Source organism: Yoonia vestfoldensis DSM 16212, from assembly GCF_000382265.1.
In the GTDB taxonomy this organism is placed as follows: domain Bacteria; phylum Pseudomonadota; class Alphaproteobacteria; order Rhodobacterales; family Rhodobacteraceae; genus Yoonia; species Yoonia vestfoldensis.
In genome coordinates this window covers 1-24,912 of the sequence record NZ_KB907998.1, presented here as the reverse complement: position 1 = coordinate 24,912, position 24,912 = coordinate 1, and the positions used below count along the sequence as shown (strand labels likewise).

27 protein-coding genes are annotated in these 24,912 nt (G+C 62.5%); 7 read left to right on the top strand and 20 right to left on the bottom strand.

All coding sequences use genetic code 11. The features are described 5' to 3' along the window. Positions 1–149: 149 nt before the first annotated feature. Together H147_RS0117955 and H147_RS0117950 are read left to right on the top strand one after the other, a co-directional pair. Entirely contained in the window at positions 150–872 is a 723-nt protein-coding gene (locus H147_RS0117955) for a hypothetical protein (RefSeq protein ID WP_019956781.1), read from the top strand. Positions 873–1,449: 577 nt separating this feature from the next. Then, positions 1,450–3,717 (top strand): helix-turn-helix transcriptional regulator, encoded by a 2,268-nt coding sequence (locus tag H147_RS0117950; protein WP_019956780.1) that lies wholly within the window; start codon positions 1,450–1,452, stop codon positions 3,715–3,717. A 185-nt stretch (positions 3,718–3,902) separates the two neighbouring features. On the opposite strand, the gene H147_RS21220 is transcribed toward H147_RS0117950, so the two are convergent. The 9 genes from H147_RS21220 to H147_RS0117905 form a co-directional block, all read right to left on the bottom strand. After that, positions 3,903–4,070, bottom strand: a complete 168-nt coding sequence (locus H147_RS21220) for a Pam3-gp28 family putative phage holin (protein ID WP_019956779.1) — start codon at positions 4,068–4,070, stop codon at positions 3,903–3,905. Positions 4,071–4,083: 13 nt separating this feature from the next. After that, positions 4,084–4,737, bottom strand: a complete 654-nt coding sequence (locus H147_RS0117940; protein WP_019956778.1) for a TIGR02594 family protein — start codon at positions 4,735–4,737, stop codon at positions 4,084–4,086. A gap of 88 nt (positions 4,738–4,825) precedes the next feature. Next, entirely contained in the window at positions 4,826–5,134 is a 309-nt protein-coding gene (locus tag H147_RS0117935; RefSeq protein ID WP_019956777.1) for a hypothetical protein, read from the bottom strand. Between the two features lie 11 nt (positions 5,135–5,145). Further along, entirely contained in the window at positions 5,146–7,071 is a 1,926-nt protein-coding gene (locus H147_RS0117930; RefSeq protein WP_019956776.1) for a DUF2793 domain-containing protein, read from the bottom strand. A gap of 10 nt (positions 7,072–7,081) precedes the next feature. Continuing rightward, a complete protein-coding gene (locus tag H147_RS0117925) occupies positions 7,082–11,059 on the bottom strand; it encodes a baseplate multidomain protein megatron (RefSeq protein WP_019956775.1) in 3,978 nt (1,325 codons plus the stop codon). 10 nt (positions 11,060–11,069) lie between these two features. Next, complete coding sequence (locus H147_RS0117920; protein ID WP_026352673.1) at positions 11,070–11,504, bottom strand: NlpC/P60 family protein; 435 nt, start codon at positions 11,502–11,504, stop codon at positions 11,070–11,072. Further along, positions 11,504–12,388, bottom strand: a complete 885-nt coding sequence (locus tag H147_RS0117915) for a phage/gene transfer agent baseplate hub protein (RefSeq protein ID WP_019956773.1) — start codon at positions 12,386–12,388, stop codon at positions 11,504–11,506. The genes H147_RS0117920 and H147_RS0117915 overlap by 1 nt, the downstream gene beginning before the upstream one ends. Continuing rightward, positions 12,385–13,011, bottom strand: a complete 627-nt coding sequence (locus H147_RS0117910; protein ID WP_019956772.1) for a DUF2460 domain-containing protein — start codon at positions 13,009–13,011, stop codon at positions 12,385–12,387. The genes H147_RS0117915 and H147_RS0117910 overlap by 4 nt, the downstream gene beginning before the upstream one ends. After that, the gene (locus H147_RS0117905; protein ID WP_026352672.1) at positions 13,011–15,458 is read right to left on the bottom strand and encodes a phage tail tape measure C-terminal domain-containing protein; all 2,448 of its coding nucleotides are present in this window, start codon (positions 15,456–15,458) and stop codon (positions 13,011–13,013) included. The genes H147_RS0117910 and H147_RS0117905 overlap by 1 nt, the downstream gene beginning before the upstream one ends. Positions 15,459–15,528: 70 nt before the next feature. Between H147_RS0117905 and H147_RS0117900 the strand changes: the two genes are divergently transcribed. After that, positions 15,529–15,741, top strand: coding sequence for an AbrB/MazE/SpoVT family DNA-binding domain-containing protein (locus H147_RS0117900; RefSeq protein ID WP_026352671.1), 213 nt, complete (start codon positions 15,529–15,531; stop codon positions 15,739–15,741). Further along, a complete protein-coding gene (locus H147_RS0117895; protein ID WP_019956769.1) occupies positions 15,738–16,121 on the top strand; it encodes a type II toxin-antitoxin system VapC family toxin in 384 nt (127 codons plus the stop codon). The genes H147_RS0117900 and H147_RS0117895 overlap by 4 nt, the downstream gene beginning before the upstream one ends. Here the strand turns inward: H147_RS0117895 and H147_RS21095 are convergent. The 4 genes from H147_RS21095 to H147_RS0117875 all read right to left on the bottom strand — a co-directional run bounded on the left by H147_RS21095 (position 16,111) and on the right by H147_RS0117875 (position 18,178). Next, positions 16,111–16,284, bottom strand: coding sequence for a DUF7697 family protein (locus H147_RS21095; RefSeq protein WP_019956768.1), 174 nt, complete (start codon positions 16,282–16,284; stop codon positions 16,111–16,113). The two genes, H147_RS0117895 and H147_RS21095, sit on opposite strands and share 11 nt — an antisense overlap. Before the next feature lie 74 nt (positions 16,285–16,358). Further along, positions 16,359–16,790 (bottom strand): phage-derived protein YdaY family protein, encoded by a 432-nt coding sequence (locus tag H147_RS0117885; protein ID WP_019956767.1) that lies wholly within the window; start codon positions 16,788–16,790, stop codon positions 16,359–16,361. A gap of 2 nt (positions 16,791–16,792) precedes the next feature. Continuing rightward, entirely contained in the window at positions 16,793–17,731 is a 939-nt protein-coding gene (locus H147_RS0117880) for a phage tail tube protein (RefSeq protein ID WP_026352669.1), read from the bottom strand. A 24-nt stretch (positions 17,732–17,755) separates the two neighbouring features. Then, positions 17,756–18,178 carry a hypothetical protein gene (locus H147_RS0117875; RefSeq protein ID WP_019956765.1) on the bottom strand — a complete coding sequence of 141 codons (423 nt, stop codon included), beginning with the start codon at positions 18,176–18,178 and terminating at the stop codon, positions 17,756–17,758. A 132-nt stretch (positions 18,179–18,310) separates the two neighbouring features. Here H147_RS0117875 and H147_RS0117870 point away from each other — a divergent pair, with 132 nt between their 5' ends. Then, entirely contained in the window at positions 18,311–18,625 is a 315-nt protein-coding gene (locus H147_RS0117870) for a hypothetical protein (protein ID WP_019956764.1), read from the top strand. Here the strand turns inward: H147_RS0117870 and H147_RS0117865 are convergent, their stop codons facing one another. From H147_RS0117865 to H147_RS0117845, 5 genes are read right to left on the bottom strand one after another with little or no spacing between them, the layout of a single operon-like run. Then, positions 18,626–19,255, bottom strand: a complete 630-nt coding sequence (locus H147_RS0117865; protein ID WP_019956763.1) for a DUF6441 family protein — start codon at positions 19,253–19,255, stop codon at positions 18,626–18,628. It abuts the gene before it with no gap. After that, positions 19,252–19,566 (bottom strand): head-tail joining protein, encoded by a 315-nt coding sequence (locus tag H147_RS0117860; protein ID WP_019956762.1) that lies wholly within the window; start codon positions 19,564–19,566, stop codon positions 19,252–19,254. Before H147_RS0117860 ends, H147_RS0117865 begins: the two co-directional genes overlap by 4 nt. A 10-nt stretch (positions 19,567–19,576) precedes the next feature. Further along, positions 19,577–20,599, bottom strand: coding sequence for a major capsid protein (locus H147_RS0117855; protein ID WP_019956761.1), 1,023 nt, complete (start codon positions 20,597–20,599; stop codon positions 19,577–19,579). 47 nt (positions 20,600–20,646) lie between these two features. After that, positions 20,647–21,027 (bottom strand): head decoration protein, encoded by a 381-nt coding sequence (locus H147_RS0117850; protein ID WP_019956760.1) that lies wholly within the window; start codon positions 21,025–21,027, stop codon positions 20,647–20,649. Positions 21,028–21,069: 42 nt separating this feature from the next. After that, positions 21,070–22,383 (bottom strand): S49 family peptidase, encoded by a 1,314-nt coding sequence (locus tag H147_RS0117845; protein WP_026352668.1) that lies wholly within the window; start codon positions 22,381–22,383, stop codon positions 21,070–21,072. A gap of 85 nt (positions 22,384–22,468) precedes the next feature. Here H147_RS0117845 and H147_RS0117840 point away from each other — a divergent pair, with 85 nt between their 5' ends. Continuing rightward, positions 22,469–22,720 carry an AbrB/MazE/SpoVT family DNA-binding domain-containing protein gene (locus tag H147_RS0117840; protein WP_019956758.1) on the top strand — a complete coding sequence of 84 codons (252 nt, stop codon included), beginning with the start codon at positions 22,469–22,471 and terminating at the stop codon, positions 22,718–22,720. Then, entirely contained in the window at positions 22,717–23,115 is a 399-nt protein-coding gene (locus tag H147_RS0117835; RefSeq protein WP_019956757.1) for a type II toxin-antitoxin system VapC family toxin, read from the top strand. Before H147_RS0117840 ends, H147_RS0117835 begins: the two co-directional genes overlap by 4 nt. A gap of 5 nt (positions 23,116–23,120) precedes the next feature. Here the strand turns inward: H147_RS0117835 and H147_RS0117830 are convergent, their stop codons facing one another. Then, positions 23,121–24,617 (bottom strand): phage portal protein, encoded by a 1,497-nt coding sequence (locus H147_RS0117830; RefSeq protein WP_019956756.1) that lies wholly within the window; start codon positions 24,615–24,617, stop codon positions 23,121–23,123. A 3-nt stretch (positions 24,618–24,620) separates the two neighbouring features. Beyond that, positions 24,621–24,836 carry a phage head-tail joining protein gene (locus H147_RS0117825; RefSeq protein WP_019956755.1) on the bottom strand — a complete coding sequence of 72 codons (216 nt, stop codon included), beginning with the start codon at positions 24,834–24,836 and terminating at the stop codon, positions 24,621–24,623. Between the last annotated feature and the right edge of the window lie 76 nt (positions 24,837–24,912).

Genomic DNA, 24,912 nt, shown 5'->3' with positions numbered 1-24,912 from the left:
AAATCAAACGCTTAAAGCCCGACCTAATCAGTCGGGCTTTTGCTTGTGCAGTTCTTGTCAACGCCTTGTCAACGTTTGACGAGTCCCCCCTAAAGCAGGGGGCCTTTTTGGATCTGGCCTGCCGGAAAACCTTGTGGCAGCGTTCAGCCATGATCGAGTTCCGTATTCTCTCCGATGATCACCCTGACCTCGTGCATTCGCCCTTGCTCCGCGCGGCGCTGTTGACGTTGCAGTACGCCCAGGAACACGGAGCCATCGGTTTGACCAAGACAAAGGCGTTCAAGCGCGTTTTCGTGCATTGGGCGGTTGAGCATTTTGACTGGCCCGGCAGCAGCGCAGAGGAGATGTTCCGCTATAACAAAGTCATCAACGAATACGAGTTCCCACCGCTTGAGGTGCTGCACTACGTTCTGATCATACTTCGTCTAGGGCGGCACTTCAAAGGCGAGTTCCGTCTGACCAAGCGCGGCGCAGAACTGGCACAGGCGCCGGGCAAGCTGTTTGCCGAGCTGATCCCGTTCTTTGTCCTGAAACTCGACCACACCTCCTACGCACGTTTTGAAGAGCGTCCCTTCGGAAAATGGGACGTCTGGATGAACGTGATCAACGTCGAGGCCAACCTCGGCACAACCGAACGCGCGCTGTTCGCGGCGTTCTATGGCCAAGAACATGATTGGGATAATGCTGGATGGCGCGAAATGGCCGCGTTCTCATCTTGCGTCTTGCGCCCGCTTGAATGGGCCGGATTGCTTGTCGAGACCCGTGAAGAACGCGGGGCCAAACATGTGCACCACGTTTTCAAGACGCCGCTCTGGCGCAGCGCAGTGAAACTGGACACCGATGACATGTTGCGGCCAGTTGCCGTTCAATGAACAGTCCGGGAGCGGACATTTGTGATTGTTGCCGCGAAAGTTTCAAAGGAGTCCATTCTACCGGATGCTGCGAAGCACTTGAATGTCGGCTTCTGTAATTATTCCAAAAACCCGACGCTACCAAAAGCTTTAGTGGAGGTTTTTTTCAATTATTTTATGGGGTTATCGAGCGTTTTCCTTATCATGCGTCATGTGCATCAAGTTGCTTACTCTGACGAGTAAGCTGTCTCAATTGCGAGAAGGTTGACGATAACAACATTTGGCCCTGCCGAAGCAGGGCCAAATGTTGCCAATTATTCAGCGGTTGAGTATTGGCAAATAACAACTATTGCATCCGATTTCTCTGAAATTCGGAGCCATTGATAACAGCCGCTTTCGTACACCTCAGGACCGCTCCAAACTGCCATCAGAATTCCGATAACCGTAGCCAGAATAAGCCCAAGCCAGCGCACCTGCGCAAACGCCCACCGTAAAAGGTTGTATAGTTTCTCTAACATGGCACATTTCCTTTAGTTAAGGTTGTGCCACCCGGGCGGCGCTAACATCATGACAATGCTTTGATAGCGAAAGGGCGGGTATGGGTCGTAAGGGAAACTCAGTGCAGCTACGGGCGGCCCTCCCGGAGTCATTTCAGCGCCGTTTTGGGGCTTTGATCCGACAAGCCCGCACGGCCACCGGCTTGATCCAGGCGGACGTGGCCAGGCTGGTTTATGGAGACGAGACCAGGTCTGGCGAGGTCTCTGATGTAGAGCGAGGCCGCCATGCGCCGACGCCCGACACAATCAGTCGTTTCTGTGCGGGATTGCAGATCGACCCGGTTGAGGTGAAGCGCTTGCGGGAGGGCTGCGAACAGAACTGGCCTGTGATTTTTTCTCCAAGCATTACCATCGACCGCAAAGTAGTAGGACGGGATGATGACGTGACCGCGCTACATAACTTGCTGATGCGCACGCAGGCTGTAGCAAATCTGCCCGGTGCTGTGCTGCGGGAGACGGGCGGTATAGGCAAAAGCATGCTGGCGCGTCATTACTCCACGACATACGGACACCTGTATCGCGGAATCTGGTGGATTAATGCTGCCGACCGTCAGACAGCCATCGCCAGTCTGTGTGACCTAGCCGACGCGTTGAGTTTGCAGAAGGCCTCCGAGCGTTCAGACGAGGCCCTCGCTAAGAAGACTATCCTCGCCTTGCAAGCGGAAATCGATCCTTGGCTCCTCGTGTACGACAACGCTATCCGCCCGCGCGACCTAGCTGGACTAGTTCCGGTGCGTGGGGCTGCGCACCTTCTTTATACCTCAAGGGAAGGCGGTTGGCCCAATCTACACGAGTCGCCGTGCCGCCGCCTTTCTACTGGGCAGGGTGTGAGCCTTTTGGAACAGGAATCCGGTCGCAAAGAAGATCGCCTTGGCACTGAGCGCCTTGTCGAGGCCCTGGAAGGCCTACCGCTCGCTCTGGTTTGCGCCGGTGCTTGGTTGCGCGACGTGCCATCGGTAAGCTTTGAGGGCTATATCGAGCGGATCGAAGCGCTGCTCGACGATCTGCCTGACACTGTCGAGGACTATAACAACTCGGTGTACGCCGCCATCAGCTTGTCCATTGAACGGCTAGGCGAAGACGCGCGGCTGTTGTTGAAGACCTTTGCCTTCTTAGCACCAGAAGGGTTGGACCCAGACTTGGTGGCGATGCTGGACGGAAAGGAAAAACAGTCTAACCCTGACGAAGTTGAGAAACTCGGGGCAGTGCCTCAATCGCTGTGGCGGTTAGCCCGGGACCGCCCGGCAATTGAAAGGGCTTTTGCTGATCTGGAACGCAGGTCACTGATGGAGCGCAACGCAACCGGCAGGCAACTGCACCGCCTGATTCAAGCCACGCAGCGTGTCCAGTTGGGCGACGATGCTGATGCGTGGGCCGCTACTGCCGCCGCATTGATTTCGGCGGGCTATCCGGATGGAGCGGCGCCTGGGTACGCAATTAACTTTGCGACCTGCGCCCGTCTAAACTCGCATGTGACGGCTTTGCATGCAGGCCCCAGCGGCGGCCCCTCAACGCGGGCCATGGACTATCTTTTCAATCAGGCGAGCGTGTACGCATGGGCCCTGCGGCAAGATCAGTTGGCGCTGCGCTTTTCAATCGCCAATCTGCGGGCGAAGCAGCGGCGAGGCGTGCCAGACAATCATCTTCACATGATCATGGGCTGGAGTAATCTTGCAAAGGATTTAGGAAATCTTAGCCGCGTATCTTGGGCCGAACAGGCAAGTGCACATGCAGTCAGGCTTGCTGAATCCAACCCTGTTATCATTCAAGCCCACTATGCAATCTCGCTCTCAAATCATGGCGAACACTTACGCTCCTTAGCCCAGAAACGGGGTGGCGCGGCTGCGTTGGCGCTGTTCGACAGGGCGCGGGCGCGGTTCCATCAAGCAGTGCGGTTGGACCGGATCGTAAATGGACCGCGAAGCCGGGAAGTGGCGATCCGTCTTAATAACCTCGCGATCCTTTACGAATTGCAGGGGCGCCGGGGTGCAGCATCAAATATTTATAAGGCTGCACTCTCCATCCGGCGAAAAGTGCTACCGCCGGATGACGCTCACTTGGGGGAGGCTTGCAACAATCTTGGCGCCCTTCTTTTGGAACAGCACAAGCTGGCAGAGGCTCGGCCTCTTCTGGAAGAGGCTCTGGCAATCCGCGAAGCTGCTTTCTCCGCGAATCCTAACCATCCCCAAACGCATGGTACGGCCCGAAAGCTCATTGCGTTGCTGCTTCTGGACAGAGACCGGGTGGCTGCAGAGGTGGTGGCAACCCGTCATGGTATCGAAATGACTAAATTCAGTACAACAATCTAAGCGACTGCAGTTAAGTAGCTGGATGACGCCGCGCGCGCAGGCACGAATTAAAATGCCGCGTCCCAGCAAAGAAAGCTCTTTAGCGGAAATGCAGACATTCGCGTACCCGCAGCGAATTTACACTTTGTCCGCTCCGCGGTCACTCAAGATGGACGTCTCGAATGACCGCTCCACCGCAGTTGGCTCTACCTCGCCCGTTTGTCGGCAACCGACCAAACCACCGATCCGATGGTCAGCAGTGCTCCGATCACTGGTTCAATATCGGACGCTTCGACATAGCCTTTGGCCACCAGCGCGGTACCAGCGACCGTCAGGACTTGGCGGATCAGCGCGAGGATTGCAGGTTTCAGCATGATTTTCTCCAGTTCAGATTTCGTTGGTGGTTGCGAGGAATTCGCCGGGCTTCATCGTCCGCAGGCGTTGCTGGCGGGGTGGAACGGTGGCAGGCCAGCGCGCGCCAAGGAGGCGGGACTTGGCGATCCGTGCGATGGTGACGGCATCGGACTGGTTGCCGCCGAGCACATAGAAATGCGTGTCGTCCTGCCCCATCGCGAAACCGACGTGTCCACCAGAGCCGCGCGAGAAGATCAGAACCGCGCCGGGAGTCGGCTTCACCTCCTGCCCGAACAGCAGCCAGTTGCGCGCCCAGTACGGATTGACGCCTAGCGCCCCCAGCAAGGGCTCGTCTGGCAGTGCCACGCGAATACACGTCTCCACGAAGTCCCCACACCAGGGGTTCTTCGATGGATCTCCGAGGCTGCGTCCATCACGCTTCAACCAGTCTATCAGCCAGGAGCGGTCGCGTGCTTCATGACGCCCCATCGCGGACTTCGCCTCGGTAATCCAAGGCAAGCCACCGAGAGGCGCTAAGGCTGCTGCGCGCCCGTTCGCAGCCAATAGCGCTTTCATCGCGCGGGCAGTGCGCAGACCCCAAAGGCCGTCGATTGCGCCAGGGGAGTGGCCGAGGCGTTCTAAACCATTCTGGATCAGCCGGATGGGGTCGCGCGTGTTGGCATTCATTGTGAGGCTCCTTTCGCCCAGCGTCGGGCATGAAAAAACCCGCCTTGCGGGCGGGTCGGGGTGGATCGGTTTGATGTGTATGTGTTGGTCAGTTGGTGCGGCCGCGCTGGAAGGCCTCGAACATCAGATCGCGCATCGCACGGATGTCTGCCTCGATGCGTTCCAGCCGGTCAGCTTCGGTCTCGCGGTCTTCGGCGCGCTGGCGGTCTACGCGATCGCGCTCGGCCAGAAGCTCGCGGTCGAGCCGCGCCAGCATAGCGTCATTGGTGAAGGCTTTGCGTGTGACAGCGGCCAGCAGAGCGATGGTGCCGCCGATCAGCGCAGTAATGGCTGCGGTGATGCCGTGGTCGCGAAAGGCTGCGCCAACATCCTGCAGCAGTGTGGTTTGTTCTGTCATGGTTCTGTCCTTTAGAAATCGGTCTCGACGTAAACACCCGAGCAGTCGTAGGCGACCGCCGCTGCCGTCGCGCCGTTGTTCATGTAATTGCGCGGGCTCAGCAGCTGGTTGGCGGCGGGCATGTCACCGGTGATGGTGAACTCAACCGCCGCGCCGCTGACCTCCTCGACGACACGGACGCCGATGTCAGATCCGTTTGGCGCAGCGGCGATATAGAGGGTCAGCACGTTCGTTAGGCTATTGACCGGGAAGCTCGCACCCAGATCGGTCAGGCTCGGTGCGCCGGAGCCATCGTTGTGTACCAGCTGCCAGTTGGTATGGGTGCCGCGTTGGAAGCCGATGCCGATGCAGTTCAGCACGGTTGCCAGCGTCAGGGTCGTCGCCAGCGCCGAGATCGAACCATACAGACCGAAGAAGCCCATGCCGGTGGCCTGGAGAACGTTCAGCGAGAGACGGTTGACGTAGTTCCATCCGCCCAAGCCATCGGCATTGCCACGCCAGCAGACCCAGCCTGCAGAGCGTTCTTCGGCAGCAGCATTGGCTGTTGCGGCACTGCTGACGCGCCAGCGCCGCATGCTGTCGGCCAGACCGTTGGTGGTGAGTGTTGGCGTTGCAACCGTGCCCACAGCCGTCCGTGGCATGCCATTGGTGTTGACTGTCGTGCTGCTTGACGGTGCCCATGTCGCGATCCGGTTCACCCCGAAGTGGGGCTGCAACGGAAAGAACCGGCCCGAAGGGCGCTGCACGTCCAGCCATCCCGCCCCTGCGCGATCCCGGGCGTAGACCGCGAGCTTGCCCGCAGGCGGCGGGTCAGGTGCCGCAGGCAAGCTGGGCATGTGCAGCGGCTCGGGGAGTTCAACCCGCCCGGAGCTGCGATCGATCCTGATGGCGTCAAAGAACGCGGAGCCGTTCGGGCTGACTTTGAAGCTGAAGTCGTCCGATCCCAACAATCCAATCAACGCCCGCGCTGAGAAGCCGGTCTTGAAGGCGAAGGCTGCATCATTGGAGGGGGCGTTCTTGTTGAAGGTTGCCTCGATCCCGGTGCCTGCGTTGTTGAACAGCATGGCGGGGGTGTTGATTGAGAGCCGATTGAAACTGTCAGCGGTTGCGCCACCGAGGCCCAAGAGCTGGGCGGTCAGGTTGGCTTGCGGCATGCCAACCTGTGTGACAGCGTTGGCGAAAGTTACGGTTGGCGTGTTCACCACCGTGGCCCCGCCCGCCCCCGCCGTTGCCGAGCCGATGTTGACGACCGTTGTGGATCCCGATGCACCACCGGTGCCGAGGTTCAGGGTCTTGGTGACCCCAGTCGTCGTGGCCCCGGTCCCCATTCCATATGTGGCCGTCGTGGTTGCTGTGCCGATGGATGCTGCCGCTGCTGAAACTGTGACAGTGCCCGACGCCGTCAGCGTGCCCGAGAAGGTTTTGTTGCCGCTGAACGTCTGGGTGCCTGCGAGGATTGCCAGCTCGCTCGAGGTGTTTGGCAAGGTGAAGCTGCGGGTCGTGCCGGTGCTGATACCTGACAGCGAGAACAGCGCGCGCTTTGTCGGATCGACGGCATTCACCAGACTGAAGATGGCATCAGATACATCCTGCGGCATCCCGACCGGTTCCCAAGCGGACCCGTCCCACACAGCGAACGCAGCTTCATCGGCGATCCAGGCCAGCCAGCCGGGGCGCGGCACCAGCCGCATCCAGACGCCATCGACCCAGAAGGCCACGTTCAAGTCCCAGCCAGCCCACAGACCTGTCGCCCCAGACGCCACAATATGCCGGTCGCCGTCGGTCGGGCTCGCAGATGGGGCGGTGCGCGTGCGGTCCAGCACTGACAGCTGCACCATGGCATCGAGCAGCCGCAGCGCCTCGTTATGGGTGACATGCTTCTGGGCCTGCGATGCCAGGATGTAGGGCAGCAGCAGGTGGGTGGTGATGTCGGACATGGTCCTGCTTTCAGAAGATAAGGGTGACGGATCGCCCAGCGCCCCGACCGATCAGGGCCGAGAGCTGATAGATCTGAATTACGAGGGTTTGGCCCGGACCAAGTGGTGCGCCCCAATCGATTGTCTGCTGGGCCGCGGTGTAGAGGGCGGAGGGTGTGGCAACTTGTAAGGTTCTCTTACGAGTTGCCCCGTCGAAGATTTCCACCTCATAGGCCTCACGGCCTTCTGCCAAGGGCACATCTCCCATGCCCCAATTGTCGGCGGCGAGGGATCGCGACCGGCGCGTCCACCGGATCGTTAGATCACCCGGGCTGCGCGCTGTCCGCCATGGCTGTTCGATATGGGCCACCGAGAAGGGCCGCAGGCCAGCGCCTTCCGGGGTGAACGGAATTGCGACAAAGGTTTCGTCGCTGACCGGGCGCGAGGCTGGGCCGATGCGCCAATTCCACGGCAGGCCCAGATCGGCTTCGGCGATCGGCAGCACTGCCAATGCGGCATCAAGCACAACAATACGCGCGCCGGTCGGGACGACACCCACGACTGCGTTCTCGGTTCCGCGCTGTCCCCGCAGCAGTCGTGTCAGGCGATAGCGTCCGGGTGCGAGGAGCTCGGCATTGCCAGCTTGGACAATCTCCCATGTGCCGGGAGCGGTTTCCAACGCCAGCGCATTGGCGCCGCCCAACAGGGAAATATCGGTGACGCTCTCCAGCGTGCCCGAGAACAGATCTACCTCCAGCGCATTGCCAAGATCGAAGCGCGATACCGGACCGGAAAAGAAATCCGCAGCCAACACACCCATGCGCGCACGCGTGCCAAAGGTGGTCAGCAGCTCAAACCCATCCGTCGCGGCACTTCGGTAGACGGCGATTGCGCCCGGCCAAGGCTTTGCATGGGCGGTGACAAAGGGGCGATGTGCAGGCTGATCATCACGCAGCTGCGGCAGATCGAGCAGAACCACATCGGGTGTGCCGAATACCACGGGTGTCGACAATGATGCGGGGCGTGGATCACCGGGCGGCAGATCGTAAACGGCACGGTCCTGGCGCACGGCGTCGATGCTGCGCAGGTCCGAGTCCGCGATGGACACCAGCCGTAGTTCCGTCAGGCGGCCATCATGATCGAGCAGGATCACATCGCAGGGGTCCAGCGCCAGCTTTGAGGGTGGCAAGCGGAACACCGCAGTTTCCCGGCCGACCCAAGCCTCCATCAGCGCGCGGCGGCAGCGGCGTTCGGCTTCTTCCGGTGGCACCGCCATCGGGAAGGCCTCGGAGGCGATCCTCGTGGTGTCCACAGTGATGCGCCGGGCTTCGACCTGCGCCGCATCGTAATCCTCATCCGCACGTGCGACTTGCCACTTCAGGGCCTGTGGCAGTTCGGTTTCCTGCGCGCGGGTGAGTTCCATCACGTCACCTTGCGATGATGATGCGGCCACCATGCTGTCGGGCGTGATGTTCAGACTGGCAATCCGACCGCGCATCAGGAAGCGTATGCGCCCTTCGCTCTCGACAGCATCGAATCCGAAGTGCCGGGCCAGCGTGGAAATCGATGCCCTTGGGGCTTCTAAGGCTGAGATGACATAGCCCTCAACCGCACCCCAGAGGCCGGAGACGTCGATGCGCTCCTCCGGCATGCCCGCGCGCAAACACAGGTGCCGCACTAGCGCGGCCAGTGACACCGCGCCCAGCCGTCCGGTCAGCCAATGGCCGCGCCGCCAGTTCGGACCATCAGTCCAGACATCAGTGAGTTCGGGGAAGAACGGATAGGGGCGCGCATCCCAAGTCCATGCGGCGCATTCTGGCAGATGAACCATCCGCGTGCTGGTCACCGCCGAGACTGGGTTGTTGGCCGGTGCTGCCCAGAACAGATAGGTCGCCTCTAGATAGGCGCGCTGGATCGCATCATCGCGCCAGCCGCGCGAAAAGTGCGGCGTGAAACTCTCGGACGACTTCGGATCGAAGAAGACGTTTGGCTGATTGGTGCCGCGGTCAATCGCGGGGCAGCCCAGTTCGGTGAACCAGATCGGCTTTGACTGCGGCACCCACGCGGTGGGCGTTCCGCTCTCCACCCCACTCGGCCGGTTAAAATGCGGGCTTTGCCACCATGCGCGGAGGTCCTTGAAGCGATAGACCCACGGCTTTGCGGCGGCACCATCGGTGATCGGCGTGCGGACCTGCGCCGCCCGGTCGCCGGGGCTGGCATAGAACCAGTCAAAACCTTCGCCGCCGATGATGTTGGATTGCAGATAATCCCGATCATAGATCGCCGGGGCCAGCACGGCATCTGCATGGTCAAACCCGTCGCGCCAATCCGAGAGCGGCATATAGTTGTCGATGCCGATGAAATCGATGTTGGCGTCTGACCAAAGTGGGTCCAGGTGGAAGAACACATCGCCCGATCCGTCGCCCGGTTGGTGGCCAAAATACTCTGACCAGTCTGCGGCATAGCTGATCTTGGTGCCCGGCCCGAGGATCGACCGCACGGCCGCTGCCAGATCGCGGTAGGCCTGCACCGCCGGGTAGGTCGTGGCGTTTGAACGGATGGTGGTCAGGCCCGGCATCTCGGTGCCGATCAAGAAAGCATCGACGCCCCCTGCGGCTTTGCAAAGATGGGCATAGTGCAGCACCATGCGGCGCAAGCCCCATTCGCCAGTGGGGCCGGTCCAACTGACGCTGTCGCCAGAGACGCTGAAACTGGCAGGTGTCGCAGTGCCAAACAAGGCCGAGACCTGCGCGGCTGCTGCGGCAGTTTTATCGACCGAACCAGAAAATCCAGCGGCTGGGGAGCATGTGATCCGACCGCGCCATGGGAATGCGGGCTGGCCCACTCCTGAAGCGTTGGCGCTGTAGGGATTTGGCTTGGCATTGCCGGGCGGCACATCCATCAGGATGAACGGATAGAAGGTCACGCGCAGACCGCGCGCCTTCATTTCTTTTATCGCCTGCACCACCGCGAAATCTGCCGGGGTGCCGCCATAGACCGGGCGGTCCTCGGCGTCGCGGCTGACCAGAACCGCATTGGCACGGCTGACACCATTCACTGACCAAGCCGAGGGCGTCGTGGTCTTGGCCGAAACCTCGACGCCGGGACAGACCTTGCAGCTGCCAGCCCGCAGATCATCGCCAAACCATGCTACCACCAGCGACACGCTTTCGACCGCGGGGGCCATGGATTGCAGCCGGTCGAGCGCCACGACGATGTCGGCGGTATCGGAAATGGCATTCAGGTTTTCCGCAGTGGTCGCGCCGCCAGCGCCAGCGGATTTCTTGACCGGGGCCGTCGCATAGCTGAACTCGCCCGAGGCCGGGATCAGCGTCACCGCTTTGACCAGCCCCTCTGCGGTGTCCGCATCTGCGAGCGGCCGAAACACCTCGAAACTGATCTGTGGCAGGCGGTTGCCGAAGCCGCTCAGGTTCAGTTCCTCAAACACGACATAGGCCGTGCCGCGATAGGCGGGGGTGTTGGCCGCGCCCATCTTGGCGACGATAAACGGATCGGGGGTCTGCGTCTCATTGCCGGGATACCAGCGCCAGGTGACGCCAGTCGTATCCATCGGCTTGCCGTCGGCCCAGACGCGGCCGATGCCGGTGATCTCGCCCTCGCACAATGCAACGGCGAAGCTGGCATAGTAGAGATACTCGGTCGTCGTGACCTTCGCGCCGCCCCCGCCACCCTTACCACCGCCTTGGGTCGTGGTTTTTGTTTCCTCGCGGAAATCGGTGGCCCAGATGATATTGCCGCCAAGCCGCATTCGCCCAAAGAGCCGTGGGATCACGGCCCCTTCGGTCGCAGAGGTGATGCGCAACCCGTCGAGCCGTGCACCTTCGATGCGTTGGGCGGGCGCGAGGGACGACACAATCCAATTGTCGACCATGGATCCCACAGTCGATCCGATGAACCCGCCAATGCTGAATGCGCTGACGCCAAGCAGGGTGCCGCCGATGGAGCCACCGATCGTGGCGCCAACCGCGCCGAGTACAAGCGATGCCATGTGGGGACTCTCAGTGTTGAGGAAAAAGGAAAGCGAAGGAGATACGCCGCCGCCAGGCAGGAGTCAGGACTTCCTCGACGACGCCCAGCCGCTCATAGGAATGGATGAAGCGGTCGGGAGCGGTCACGATCCCGACGTGCTTGGCGATGGCGCGCGGCGTCATGCGGAACAGGATCAGCGCGCCGGGACTGATGTCATTCGGTTCAATCGGGATCATCATGCGCCGTGCCCCGTCCGCCAGCACCTCGCGCGGCCCGGTCTCGCCCCAATCGCGGCTGTAGGGTGGGATTGGGAAAGGCTCATTGCCGACCACCTCTCGCCAGACGCCACGCGCAAGTCCGAGGCAATCACAACCCACGCCGCGCAGGCTGGCCTGATCGTGATAAGGCGTCCCGAGCCATAATAGCGCGGTAGTAACGACAAGGTTAGGATCTGCGGCGGTCATCAAAGCACGCCGCCTTCATGGCTGCCGTCCTGGCTGGCATAGCGCAGCACTGCATCCTGACCGGGAATGTTCGGAAAGCCCCGAAAGTTGGCGGTATTGGCGAACTTCGCGCCACACGTCGCGATCCGCTTGTCGCAACCAGCCCGTGCGACAAAGGCGTCGCCCTCGGCTATGGTGCGCACCGGGGCTTCAAGCAGGGTCAGTGTCGCGATGGCATCGGCTAATCCATGGGCCAGCACTTCGGTAATGCGCCCGGTATTGGCACCACTGGTCCAGGTGATCGTGCCTGAGGTAAACCATCCCGCCTCGAACGCCGACAGGCCCGAGGCCATGAACGCGCGGTCGCGCAACAGGTCGGTGATCATGCCCGCACCCTTGTAGACAGCGTTTTCCAAATCGATCCCACAGCGCGCATCGCCCAGCGCCGCATCGCACCCGGCCTGAAACGTCCGCCCGACGGTCTGGCCCAGCACATGCGCCAACGACCGCACTTCCGCCACGAAGGCCATCCGCCCGCGCCGGATTTGACCCACAGCACCGCGCCGCATCAGCACCCGCTGGCTGGTGTCGGCCCAGTTCACCCGCCACAACTCCACCGCTGCATTGTCCCAGCGCCCGTCGAGGATGTCCGTCTCGGTGATGCGGTCCGAGGTCAGCACGCCGCTCGCGTCCTGCGCATCGACGGCCAGATCGGAGCCAGAGCGGATTTCTGAGGCAGCAAACCCGCTTTCAGGCTCAAACTCGGTACCGTCAAAGCTGAGGGCGCGATCATGGTCGGTGAAGCCCAGCGCCACGCCATCCGTCCGCGAAATCCGCCAGCACCAGGACAAGGTGGTCGTGCCATCGTCCAAATGGGTCTGCAGCGCAGGGGAAAGGGATTTCATCTGCGGATCTCCAGCAGGGGGATGGACGTGATTGAGCCCAGCCGTTCAATGTCGAGTGTGACGTCGAGCACATCGGTGTCGAAGCGGACGGGCACGTCGAATTCGAAGCCAGCGGTGATTGCGACGCCCGCGCCGGGGGCGGCATTGAACGTGACACTGCCGGTGGCGGTGTCGACGCTCCAACCGGTCATCTGCTCGACCCCGTTCAAGGCCACCCGGATTGTGCCCGCGACGGGTTTGGCAATGGCGCGGGTCCAGCTTTGGGCGCCGGAGGTATAGCGTTTCAGGAGCGCGAAGGTGGTGACGGCGCCATTGCCGGTGCCAATGGGCTGGTCTGTGGGGGCGACCGCCTGCGATGGCAGGCAGGATTTGTAGTCGGCCCAGTCTTTATAGCGAAACCCATGCAGGCGAGCGTTCCGTGCCTCGAAGAAGGCGACAACCGCTGCCAGATCGTCTGCGCGGCGAATGCCGTAGGCGACATCAAAGCGCCGCCGAGAGTTGGCCCAGCTGGCGTTGCGCTCCTCGTCTCCAGAGGCCAGTTCAACAATCTGGGTGCGCCGCTCCGGCCCGCCGCGCGCGCCCCGGCTGATGTTGTCGGGAAACCGAACCTCGTGGAATGCCATTACATGCCCCTCCGGCCGAGAGAAACGGCGCGAGCGATATCAGCAGCGACCTGCGTGCGGGATTGCCGGAAGCTTTCGGCGTCGCGCGACATGATGGTAACATTGACGGTGGGCGCTGCACCTTGGCCCTGACCATAGCCAGCTGCTTCCCTGCGCGACAACACGCGTTCCCCGCGTTGCAAGATTGCGGGGACCTCGTCTGGTTTCAAACCGGCCCAGCCTCCGGAATGCATACGCGGCGCTCCAGCGAAGGCCATGGCGGGCACCATCCGGCTGCTACCTGCGATACCAACTGTGCCGCCGGAATGCAGGATGTTTGCAAACAATCCGCCCGCGCCGCCAAACGCGCCCGACAAGGCATCTGCGATGGGGCCGAGAATAAAACGCCGCGCGGCCAGCTTAGCCAGATCAGCGATCATCGAAGTGACCAGACTGCTGAAATCCAGCTTGCCGGTTTTGACGAAGTCGCCCACAGCGTTTTCCGCGCCCTGGAACGCCCCGACCAGCGTCTGGCCGATATCGCCACCGATATTGCGGGCCTCGGCTGCATAGTCGGCAAGAGCAGCCGTGACTGCGCCCCAGCCAGTTACAGCTTGGTCCGCACCCTCGGCGGCTGCTGCCCCGGCTGCGCGTGCTGCAGCACCAGCACCACCGGCAGCGGCGGCCGTGTCATCCAGTTCAAGCGCGAGAGCATCCGCTGAGGTGGCAGCATCCGCGAGGGCTGTTTCCGCCTCGGTCCCGGCGCTGGTCATCGCGTCGCGAAGCGCCTGCCAGCTTGTTAAAGGACGACCAGCCGCATCGGCCAGCATGCCTGCTGCCTCACGGTATCCGTCGGCCCGGGCGCTGGCATCATTGGCTGCCGCGCCAAGCCCCAGATCAGGCGTATCGACGTAAGTCCGCCCCAGAGCCGCGGTGAATGCGTCGGCTGCCGCAGCACCGGCCGCCTCTGCCGCCCCCGCGAAAGGGTTGTCGATCCCGCCGAGCGTCACCGGATCAAGCGTGCCGATCCGCACGCCGCCTTCGCCAGTGGCCCATTCGGGGAGCAGGTCCAGTGCAGCGTTGAGTGTCGTAATAAACCCATTGATCCGGGTGACGACACCGTTCAGCATCGACTCCACGCCGCTGATCAGCCCGTTTGCCGCCTGAAACGCGAAGTCGCCTATGGCACCGGGGAGCCGTCCCCAGATCGCCTTCATGGCATCGAACGCGCCCTGGAAGACCGCAACCGACCGGTCACCAAAGCTGAACACGCCGGTGACGGCACCGTCGAGCGCAGTCAGCGCAGTGGCCTTGATCCCCTCCCAGCCTGCTGCCATGCGCGCCAGTGCGGCATCAAGTGCCAGACCAATCCGGCCCCATACCTCGAAGACGAGGTCGGACAGCAAACCCATCGCGTTACCAAAGCCACCGGCACCGGCCATAAGTCGGGTGAACTGATAGACCAACTCGCCCGCACCGACGATCAGCGCGCCGATCCCGGTTCGGATGAGCGCGCCGCGCAGGAACACGAGGGCTGTGGCAAGCCCGCGCACCGAGAGGGCAGCAGCTGCCATTCCGGCGACCCAGCGACCCGCCATCACGGCGGCAAAGGTTGCGGCGTAGGTGGTGAGGCGTCCGATGTTGTCGAACAGCGCCGTGATCGCGATGCCGACCGGGCCGGTCGTGCGGGCCATTGCTGCCAGCGCATTTGCGACTGCTTCCAACGCCGGGGCTGCGGCGACCGCCAGCTGGTTCGACACGCCGCGCCAGATAAGCCCCAACCGTGAGATCGCATCATTGGTGCGCTCGATCTGATCAGCGTCCTGCTCCGAGACAACAACCCCGAAAGCGAGAACATCCTCTGTCGCCTGGCGCAGCGTTGCCGTATCGATCCGCGACATGGCGATGGAGCCTTCCTCGCCGAACAACTGCCCCGCAACGGCGGCACGCTCGGCAGCGGGAACGAAGTCTTCAATGGCCGCATTGATCGCACCGACGCGCTGGTCCAGCGGCAGGGCGATCAGGTCGGCGGCCGAGAGACCCAGCCGGTCCAGCGCATCAGCAGCGGGCCCGGTCCCGGCAGCAGCTTGGCTCAGCCGCCGCGTCAGATCCTTCGTGGCCTGCTCGATCCCGGACATCGACACACCGGCCAGTTCACCCGCGCGCTCCAGCGTCTGGATCGAAGCCACTGTCGTACCCAGTGATTGGGCCAGTTTGGCTTGTGCATCCACCGTCTGCAGCCCGGAACGGATCATCGCGCCGCCTGCAGCCACCAGCGCCGCAGTGGCAGCCGTAGCAGCAAGCGTGGCTCGGCGGGCAAAGGCAGCAACGCGTGTATTCGCCAAGTCCATCTCGGAGGACAGACGCCCGAAGCCGCGCGCGCCTGCCTCACCGACACCTTCCAGCTCGGCGCGCACTTGGCGGCCGCCCTCGGCGACGAGGCGGACGCTCACTCTTTTCTCGGCCATGGAACAGGATCCTTGAATTTCTGACGCAACTGTCTTACGTTTGTCGCATCGATTAACAAAAGGTATGATGATGTCTGAGACCGCGACCCTCTCCTCGAAGTTCCAGATCTCGATCCCCAAGGCGATCCGAGCCGCGCAGCACTGGGAAGCCGGGCTGACCTTCGCGTTTATCCCCAAAGGAACAGGCGTTCTCTTGGTGCCCGTTCCGCAGCGCGAAGCGCTGAAGGGCCTTGCGCAAGGCGCATCGGCTACCGACTACCGTGACCGCGCTGATCGGTTTTGAAGGTCCTTGTCGACACATCGGCGTGGATCGAATGGCTGATCGGCTCACCTACCGGGAACACGCTCGCCGAGCATCTGCCCGAGCAGTCTGATTGGCTGGTGCCGACGATGGTGCAACTTGAGCTGGCAAAATGGCTCACCCGTGAGGTGACTGAGGATAAGTCCGATCAGGTGATCGCCTTTACGCAAGTCTGCCAGATCATCCCGCTTGATACAGAAATCGCGCTTGCGGCCGCCGAGGCCTGTCGCACCCATAAGCTTGCCACTGCGGATGCCATCATCTTCGCCACGGCGCTGGCGCAAGAAGCGACGCTGCTGACCTGCGACACGCATTTCGAGGGTCTGCCGGGCGTGGTCCTGATTGAGAAGATCAAGACCTGAGCGCGCCGGGCTCTCTCTCGACCATCTGCTCGTTCACTTTGCGCACCATCACGGCCTCGATTTCGGGCAGCAGTTCGGCGGCGATCAGCGCGTCGATGCCCAGCGCCTGTGCAAGAGCCAAGGCCGCGCCCATATCCCAGCCCAAGACCGCGCCGGGGATCACACGCAGCTGCCCGCCAAGGCGGCCGACCAGATCCCAGACCTGCCAGCCCTCCCGCGTTTGTGGCCGGTTCAGCCTTACCGGGCAGTCCGGGCAGGCTGTTTCGCACGCGGCGCAATACGTGTCGCCCCCGCCGAAGGACCAGTCGGCGAGAGCGCGGAGACGTTTTTTTCCGCGTCCAGGATCAACCCGCGCGCGACGTATTGGGTCTGGAACGCCTCGAAGACTGGCCAGATCTCCAGAAGGGCGTCGATGCCTTGGGGCGTAACAGGGATGATATCGCCTGCGTCATCGCCGACACCTTCCCAGTCCAGTACCGCGCGGCGGGCTACGGCTTTCGCCATGGCGAGCGCCAGTTCCTCGGTCGTGGCCGTATCCGGCATGGCCTCAATGGCGGGATCGGCGCGGGCTGAGACCATCAGCGCGGTGGTGAGCGGCGCCACCAGCAAGCGCAGGCCGGGCGCGAGGTCCAGCCATTCAGGCGTGGCAGTCAGGTTCAGTCGGATCATGATCAGTATCCTGTAAGTGTGTTGATAAGGACGGCGGTGCACATACGCGCGGGGCTTGTGGCCTTCGCCGCCTGCCAGTCAAAGCTGGCCTGCACGCCTTGGGGCCCGGCGATCTCAATCCGGGGGCGGGGCAGATAGACGGCATGGGCGGTGAAGGTGAAACTTGCGTTTGCCCCAAGGCTGTAATTGAACTCCAATTCGCAGGGGCTGCCGTCGATGGCTTGAGTCACCAGCGTTGTGTCGGAAAACCGCACCTCGATCCGCCCAGTCAGCGCCGCCATGGTGGGGTCGGCCCCGTCGATGCGGCCATCGCCACGGATGGTTTCGATCCGGTCGAGGTTGTTGGAATAGGTGATCTCGGCGGAGACCACATTGCCCAAGGCCGTGCCGTTGCGTTTAACCGTGCCGTTGAAATGGCCGAAGCGTTGCAGAGCCAGCGCGGTTGGTGTGCCAGCGGCCGTTGTGGCTGCTATGGTTTCGCCTTGAGCAATGAGCCGCGCTGTGGCGGTCAGTAAACCCGACCGCTGCATCTGCCAGGACAGCTGATCCAGCACACAGCCCGAATACATCGCGAAACGGGGCACTTCGGGCATCGCCGTCTCGATGGACATACTGGGCAGCGTCCAGTTGCCCGACTGAAATGTGTGGGTCTTGGGCGTCGTGCCAGAGGTTGTTGGCTGGCCGAAGGCAGCTTTCAGCCAGAAGCCGAAAGCCTCGACATCAATGGGGATCACCACCTCGCCGTCGGCCGTAACCGCGTCCTTGATAGGGGCGAGCGGATCGCGGCCATAGCCCAGCAGTTCGGATTCCAGAAGCGGTTGCTCCGCCCCGAGCGTCGCCCGGGCAAAGGGCATCAGCCGGAACCCACTCACCGGCGGGGTGCCGTAAACCGTCTCAAAGCCAAGCGCCATCTGCGCCCGGGCGCCTTGCGCTCGTGCCATATCGTTCTCCTTATTGTCGGGATGTCAGGCCAGCGGACCTGTGGTGGTGTAGTGCAGTACGACGATGATCACCGCTGCCTTCAGGGTGACAGCGCCCTCGACTGGCAGATCGACAGAGGCTGGAGCTTCGGGTTCGACCCAGTCGCAAAGACCACCGAGGGTCCGGTCGGCCTCAAGCACTGTGCCGATGGCAGCGATCAGGGTGTCAAAGGCGCTGGCCCGACCATTCGGGGCCTGGACGACAACCTCCAACTCGGCCCGGTGCTCATAGTGATATCGCAGCGGGGACAGCGTGACCTCCGGGTCGCCTGGCTGGCCGTCGCGCAGGATAATCAGCCCCGCAGGCGGGATCCGCTCGGGCAGCACCTCGTCACGAAGAGCAAGGGCAGCCAAGGATTGAAGCTGCGCGTGAAGCGCGGCGAGGACAGTTTCGCGGGTGGTGTGCATTGTGGGTGGCTCTGAATTTTGGCCTGCGCTGTCAGGGTGCAGGCCTGTTTACTGATCTTGCAGGTGTACTTGCGCCGGATCAGTGACCTGCAGGGTCTCTCATGGTAGTGACTATTCAACAGGAGGACCGACATGCAATTTCAACTGAACACTGATTCCAATATTCAAGGGAACGACGGCTTGGCAGATGAGGCCGAAACGGTCGTCACTTCTGCGCTCGGGCATCTGACCGACCGACTGTCCCGGATCGAGGTGCATCTGGCTGATGTGAACGGTGCCAAAGGTGGGTCCGACGATATTCGCTGCACCGTCGAGGCCCGCCCAGAGGGAATGCAACCGCAGACTGTCACCCACAACGACGCCAATGTGGACGCAGCCCTGCGCGGTGCGGCGAAGAAGATCCGCTCCCTGCTGGACAGCGAATTCGGCAAGCTGGACCGGCGCTGATCACAACCGCCCCTCTACCCAGTTCGCCACAATCAGCCCCGGCACCCTGTCCACTGCCCGCTCAGCATCCCGCGCCAGATCCAGCCGCTTGCGCAGCTTGACCTGTGGCACCAGCAAGAAGATTGGCACGGTCGCTACCCCGCGTCCGGTCTTGGACCTGCTCGCCACCGCACGGCCTTTTGTATTCAGCCGCCCCTCGGCCACCAGCAGGCTTGGGCCCCGGCGGCGATAGATGAACCTCAGGCGCAAACCGGTGCGGCGCTCCCATTCATCGGGGGTGATCCGTCCGCCCCTGGTGCTCTTGCCAGCAGCAGCGGTTGGAATCGCCAGCCAGAAGCCATCCTTGGACCGGATCAGCGGCCCGGTATCATGTGCGCCGACGATTACCGGGGCTTTGGACCAGACCAGCGCTGCCGCGTTCAGGCTGTTGCTGGTCCTTGGGAACGTTGCCAGACGGATGCTGTTGCCCAGCCTCGTTCCCAGACCCGCGCCGGTGATCTGCGTGCGCCAGGCCGACTTCAAGCTGCCGCCTGCCTCTCGCATGGCCGCCGACACCGCCTTTTCACCGGCAGCGATTTCGGCCTGCATAAGGGCGGCGATGTCGGGACTGAACGCGACCCGCAGCCTCATGTTGGCCTCAGGTCCAGCGACCAGATCAGGCATTCACGATCACGCACCGGCTCGCCCTGGATGGTGAAGCTGTCGGTGCCGATCACGATCAGATCACCCGAGCGGGGATCGGGCAGGTCTGTGACGCGGACGTCCACCATCATCGTATCGCTGACAAAGCGGCCCGCACCGAACTCGGTGATCCGGTCCGGGGCGCGGCGGATCACACGGATCGTGCGTTCTTCGGAGGTGGTTGCCGAGATCCAAAGGGCTGCCACCGCCATGGATGGGTTTGCATAGATCCGGTCCACGGCGGCGGCGAAGACGTTCATGTTGGGCCCGTCAGTTCGAGGTTTGCAGGCGGATCGCGATGCGCGGCCGCTTGTTGACCGGCAGGATCGAGGCTTCGGTCATCAGGTCAATCCAGCGGCCCTTTTCATCCAGATGCTGGCGGGCATAGAGTGGCAGGCCCATCGTGTTCGCCGCCTCCAGCAGGTTGGCCGGGCCGCCATAGGTGGTAAAGGTGTCCATGGTGCCCAGCGGGAAGGCGATGCCTTCACTGGCGGGGACGAGTCGTTCGGTCGCCTTGGTGGAAAGCGTGACGGTGCCCGAGTATTCCTCGAAGACGATGCCCGCGAAGGGGAAGTTGCGACGCATATCCTCGCGCAGCGGCTGGGCCCCGGTGGCCGCGTAGAACTTGTAGGCCTCTTCGGTCTTGGGATGCGCGATCAGCTTGTCAAAGAACTCGCGGCTGACCAGCGCATGGACCGAGGACATGGCCTCGCCCAACAGGTTATCTTCCACGGCGCGCAAGACCTCGCGGACCTTGCCCTGCACATTCGTGCCTGCGGTGCCGAGCACGAAGTCGACCGAGATTTGCGCGAGGCCAAACTCGGTGAAGTAGTTGTAGAGGGTGGTGCCCGCCCCGTCTTTGACGATGCCGCGCAGGGCGTTCATCTCCATGTATTCGCGAGTCTGGGCGTGCTTGCGCCGCATAAGCTGCAGCTTGCGGTTCATTATCTCGACCAGCGGGTCGGCGCCATCAAAGACGCCCAGCGCGGGTTGGCCTTGGATATCGCCGGGAAGGATGACGTCATCATGTGGGATCCACGGCAGAGCGAAGGACCGCATGGACCGGCCCTCGCGGGTGCCAACTGTGGCAGGCCCGCCGAGGGGAACTGAGGGCAGCAGGTTCAGCACGCCCTCGTATTGCTCGATGATGACTGAGCGCTGGCTGACGCCCTCGAAGCGGAACAGGCCGATCTGGCCGAGGCGGCTGTAGAGATTGGGCAGGATATTGATGGCCTGCGTCATCTCGGCCAGCGAATAGCCGCCAGCGTCAAAGGGATTGCGGACAAGGGTCATGGGGGGCTCCGGGTGAATGAGAGATGGATGTGCTGGGCTGGTTGGCGTCAGACGCCGTCGCGGGCGATAATGCCGACAGCGGCAAGCTGGCCGAGTTTGGTGGTGATCTTCGCGCTGTCATCGACGGTGCCGTCGTAGGCGAGGCCCGCGCGCGACACGATCGAGGGGCCACGGGCGACGACAATACCGGTGGCGTCCGCCAATGTGGCGTCGACGGGATAGAGCAGCACAGCGCTGGCAGTCTGCGCACCATCAGTGCCACCACTGGTCGCCAGCTTGTATTTGCCGTTGACCGTGATGCGGCCGAGGACCGCACCGACCGGATAGCGCGTGCCAATCAGCAAGGTGATCACTTCGCGGGTGTAGTTCGGGTTGACCTCATATTTGAGGACATCGCCCATGCTGGGCGGTTCCGTCAGGACGGGCATTGGTCAGTCTCCATGTTTTAGGATTTGGGGATAGGTGCTGGATCAGCGCTTGGCGTCGGTCGCGGCCTTCTTTGCGGCCGCGATGATGGGGCTGTCTTTGGCGGCAGCTGCGGCCGGGGCAGTTGCAATGATGCCCGCCGCATCGCTGCGAGCGGCGAGATCGGCCAGCACGCGGGCACGCAGGACTTCGGGTTTCAGCCCGCGCGTTACAGCGTCGGCGGCATCGATGGTCACGCCGAGCCGGGCAGCCTGCGCACAGACCTGCGCAACTTCTGCTGCTTCAATGCGTACCGCGTCGGCCGACATAGCCACTGGATTGGGCGTCTGTACGGTCGCCGCTGTTGCCGGAGCCGCTGGTGCAGTCTCGACCGGAGGTGTGTCGACAGTTTCAGTGGATGTTTCAGGCGTGGTGGTCATCTGTGGACCCTTTCTGTTGGTGGGATTGGTGCCGCGTGGGTCGGCGGCGAAGGAACAAAAGGCGGTGACGGGATCGGCAAGCTCGTCGGCCAGACCGGCGGCAATGGCATCGGCCCCACGGAACACAGCAGCCTCAGTGGCCAGTGCTGCCGCATGGGTCAGCCGATCCCCGCGACCTGCGGCGACGGTTTCGGCGAAGAGGAAGCGGACCACCTCTAACTCACGCTGCATTTGGTCGTGCACCGCCTCGGGCAGTGGCTGGTACGGATTGGCGTCGATCTTGTGCGATCCTGCATGGATCAGCGTAACAGCGATGCCCTTCTGGTCGAGTGCGCCGCTCATGTCTGTGTGCAGCGCGACTACGCCAATGCTGCCAACGGCCCCTGTGCGCGGCACAATGATCCGATCAGCTTGGGAAGCCAGAACATAGCCAGCGGACAGCGCATGTTCGGCCACGAAGGCCTGCACCGGCTTTTGCAATCGCGACGCCCGAATGCGGTCGGCCAGATCGAAGGCGCCCGCTACCTCGCCGCCGAAGCTGTCGATATCGAGAGCGATACCACGGACGCCCGGATCTGCGACGGCCGCCTGAAGCTGGGCAGCGATCCCTTCATAGGAGGTCAGCCCCGACGACTGTCCGATCCATGCGCCACGGTGAACCAGCGTCCCGGCGATTTCGATCACCGCGATGCCGTCCACCACCGCGTAGGGCTGGCTGCCATTGCGCTGATGGCGCTGGGCGAGATCATTGCCGAATAGCGACACGCGGGTGGGCGGTTTGACAGCTGCTTGATCGGATACGTCGACGTCCAGCCCTTGGAAGGTGATCTCCCGCCCAGTGATGCGCGACCCCAACCCAGACAGGAAGGCCAGCGCCTTGGCAGGGTCGACCATCAACGGGGTGTTAAACGCTCGCTGAGCGATCTGGGCGTGATACATGTTCGGGTCCTGTCGCAGGGCTTGATTTACAGTGGCTTCCCCCGATATGGTAAGGAGAAACGTCAATAAGTAAGGAATCGTAGCAATGCAGGAATCGACGGTGACCACCAAAGGCCAGACGACGCTGCCGCGCGATGTCCGGGCAGCACTCGGCCTCAAAAGCGGTGACAAGGTGCGCTACGTTGTATTGGACGGCGAGGTCAGACTGTTGAAGGCCCGGCCGGTGGCAGATCTCGAAGGCCTGTTGGCGCGGCCAGGCAAACAGCCGGTCAGCCTCGACGAGATGGATGACGCAATCAGTTCAGGGGCAATTGACGGGCTGCGCCCCGACAAATGATTGCCATCGATACCAATGTGCTGGTGCGGTTCCTGACGCAGGACGATCCGGAACAAGCTGCTGCTGCCAGCGCCTTAATGCGCGGGCTGACGCAAGCCGCACCGGGATTTATCTGTCGCGAGGTTATGCTGGAGCTCGTCTGGGTGCTGGAGCGCGCTTATGGCTTCAGTCGTGTAGATGTCACCGTTGCGCTCGAAGGTCTGCTGGCCGCTGTCGAGATTGAGATCGAAGCGGCAGATGATGTGGGGACGGCGCTGTTCCGATATCGCGACGAGGGTTTCGGTTTTGCGGATCTGATGATTGCCGCTGCTGCGCGCCGTGCTGGGGCCACATCGCTCGTGACGTTTGATCGCAAGGCGGCGCAGTTGCCCGGAGTTGATCTCCTGCCTGTCTGACTGCTTCATTGCTCTGCCTTGGCGTCAGGGTGGTCTCTCTCAACTGTATCGCCCTCAGGATCTTCGCCCGCCGCAGCATCATTATCACTTGTAGAGCCTGCGACAGGCCCCTGTGCCGGGGATCCCGGACGGCGGAAGTCGAGGCCCAGTGCCAATTCGCGTTTGCGCTCGGCGGCAATCTCACGGTCGACCTGTTCAGCGTCATATCCGCGCTCGGAGATCGCCTGCGTGCGGGATTTCAGCCCGGACTCGATCTGCAGGATCTCGGCAGAAGCGTCCTTCATCGGGTCGATCCAGTCCCATTTGGTCGGCAACCAGGCGCAGGCCTGATATTGGCGGCGCTGGCTGTCATAACCGGGCAAGTCGATAGCACCTGACAGCACAGCCGTGTCCATCCAGCGTGTCCACACCGCGCGGCACAGCTGGAATACCAGCACGCCATGCTGCCAAGCTGATATGCGGCGGCGGAACTCGATCAGGCTGATCCGCGTGTTCGAGAAGTTGCCCTTCGCCGTATCGCCGGTCAGATAGCCGTAAGGAATTCCCAGCGCCGCTGCGACTTGCAGCAGGGTTCTATATTGGAACGGCTCATAGGTGCCGCCCGAGTCTGGCGTGGACGGGGTCGAGACGTCTTCACCCGGATCCAGTCGCACCACTTGACCAGGCTCAACCTCAAGATCCTCCTCGGTTGGTTCCAGCGGCGTTTCCGGCGCTGGGGAAGTGATGAACATCGCGAACATGGCCGCGATCTTTTTCCGTTCCAGCTCGGCGTCGTCATAGAGATCGAGCGTGAACAGCTTGACGATGGCAGCCGCAAATCGCGAGACGCCACGCAGCTGCCCGGCCTCCACAGGGTCCAGCACATGGATCACATCCGCGGCGGGAACACGGACGGTCTCATTGGTGAGGCCCGGATCGGTCAGATCACCGGGATGGCGACGCAGAAAGTGATAGGCGACGCGGCGTCCGATGCCGTCGAACTCGATGCCCTGCCGGATCAGACCCACGCCGGGGAGAGTGCGGTTCATGTCCAGCGGCAGCATCTCGGCAGGCAGCATCTGCAATTGCAGGGGAACGGTCAGGCCATCTTCCGCCCTACGCGGCCGGATGCGGATGAATACCTCGCCTGACAGGAACACCTCGCGCGCGGCCCGCCGCTGCAGCCCGTAGAAGTCTGTCAGCCCTTCGGCGTCAGCATCGTCGGTCCAGGCCAGCCAAAGCGCCTGCAACTCTTCCTTCTTGGCCGCATCCATGACGGTCGACGAGGGTTTGATGCCGTCACCGACAACATTGCTGGCGAAGCTTTCCACCGCATTGGCCGCATAGCCATTGTTCCGGACCAGCCAGCGGGCGCGGGCGGTGATCGTGTCGCCGGAAGCCGCGATCAGCGTGTTCACATGGGCGCGGCTGGCCCGGAAACCCCGAAGCCGCCGGTGGGCTTGCGCCGCGTCAAATCCGCCGATGATGCTGCCGATCCGCTGCCGGAAAGCTTCAAACGCCATGGATCACAGACCCTTTGACGCGACGGTGCCCCAACGACGGCGACGCGGTGCGCCGGTCGTAGCCGTGGCTATGCGGGTTTCCAGATCGCTGATCGCATTCGCCAGTTCCGCGTCTGAGCCGTAGTTGATCGATTTTCCATCGTAGCTGACAGAGCGAACACCCGCATATCGCGCCTCCTGCAGTGCGGTCAAAAGTGCGCGCATCCGTTCCAGATCCATCTCAATCCCTCATGAAGTTCGGTGTGTAAGCCCGGCGTTTGCGCCGTGGCGTCGTTGGTGTTCCGGCTTTCGGCGC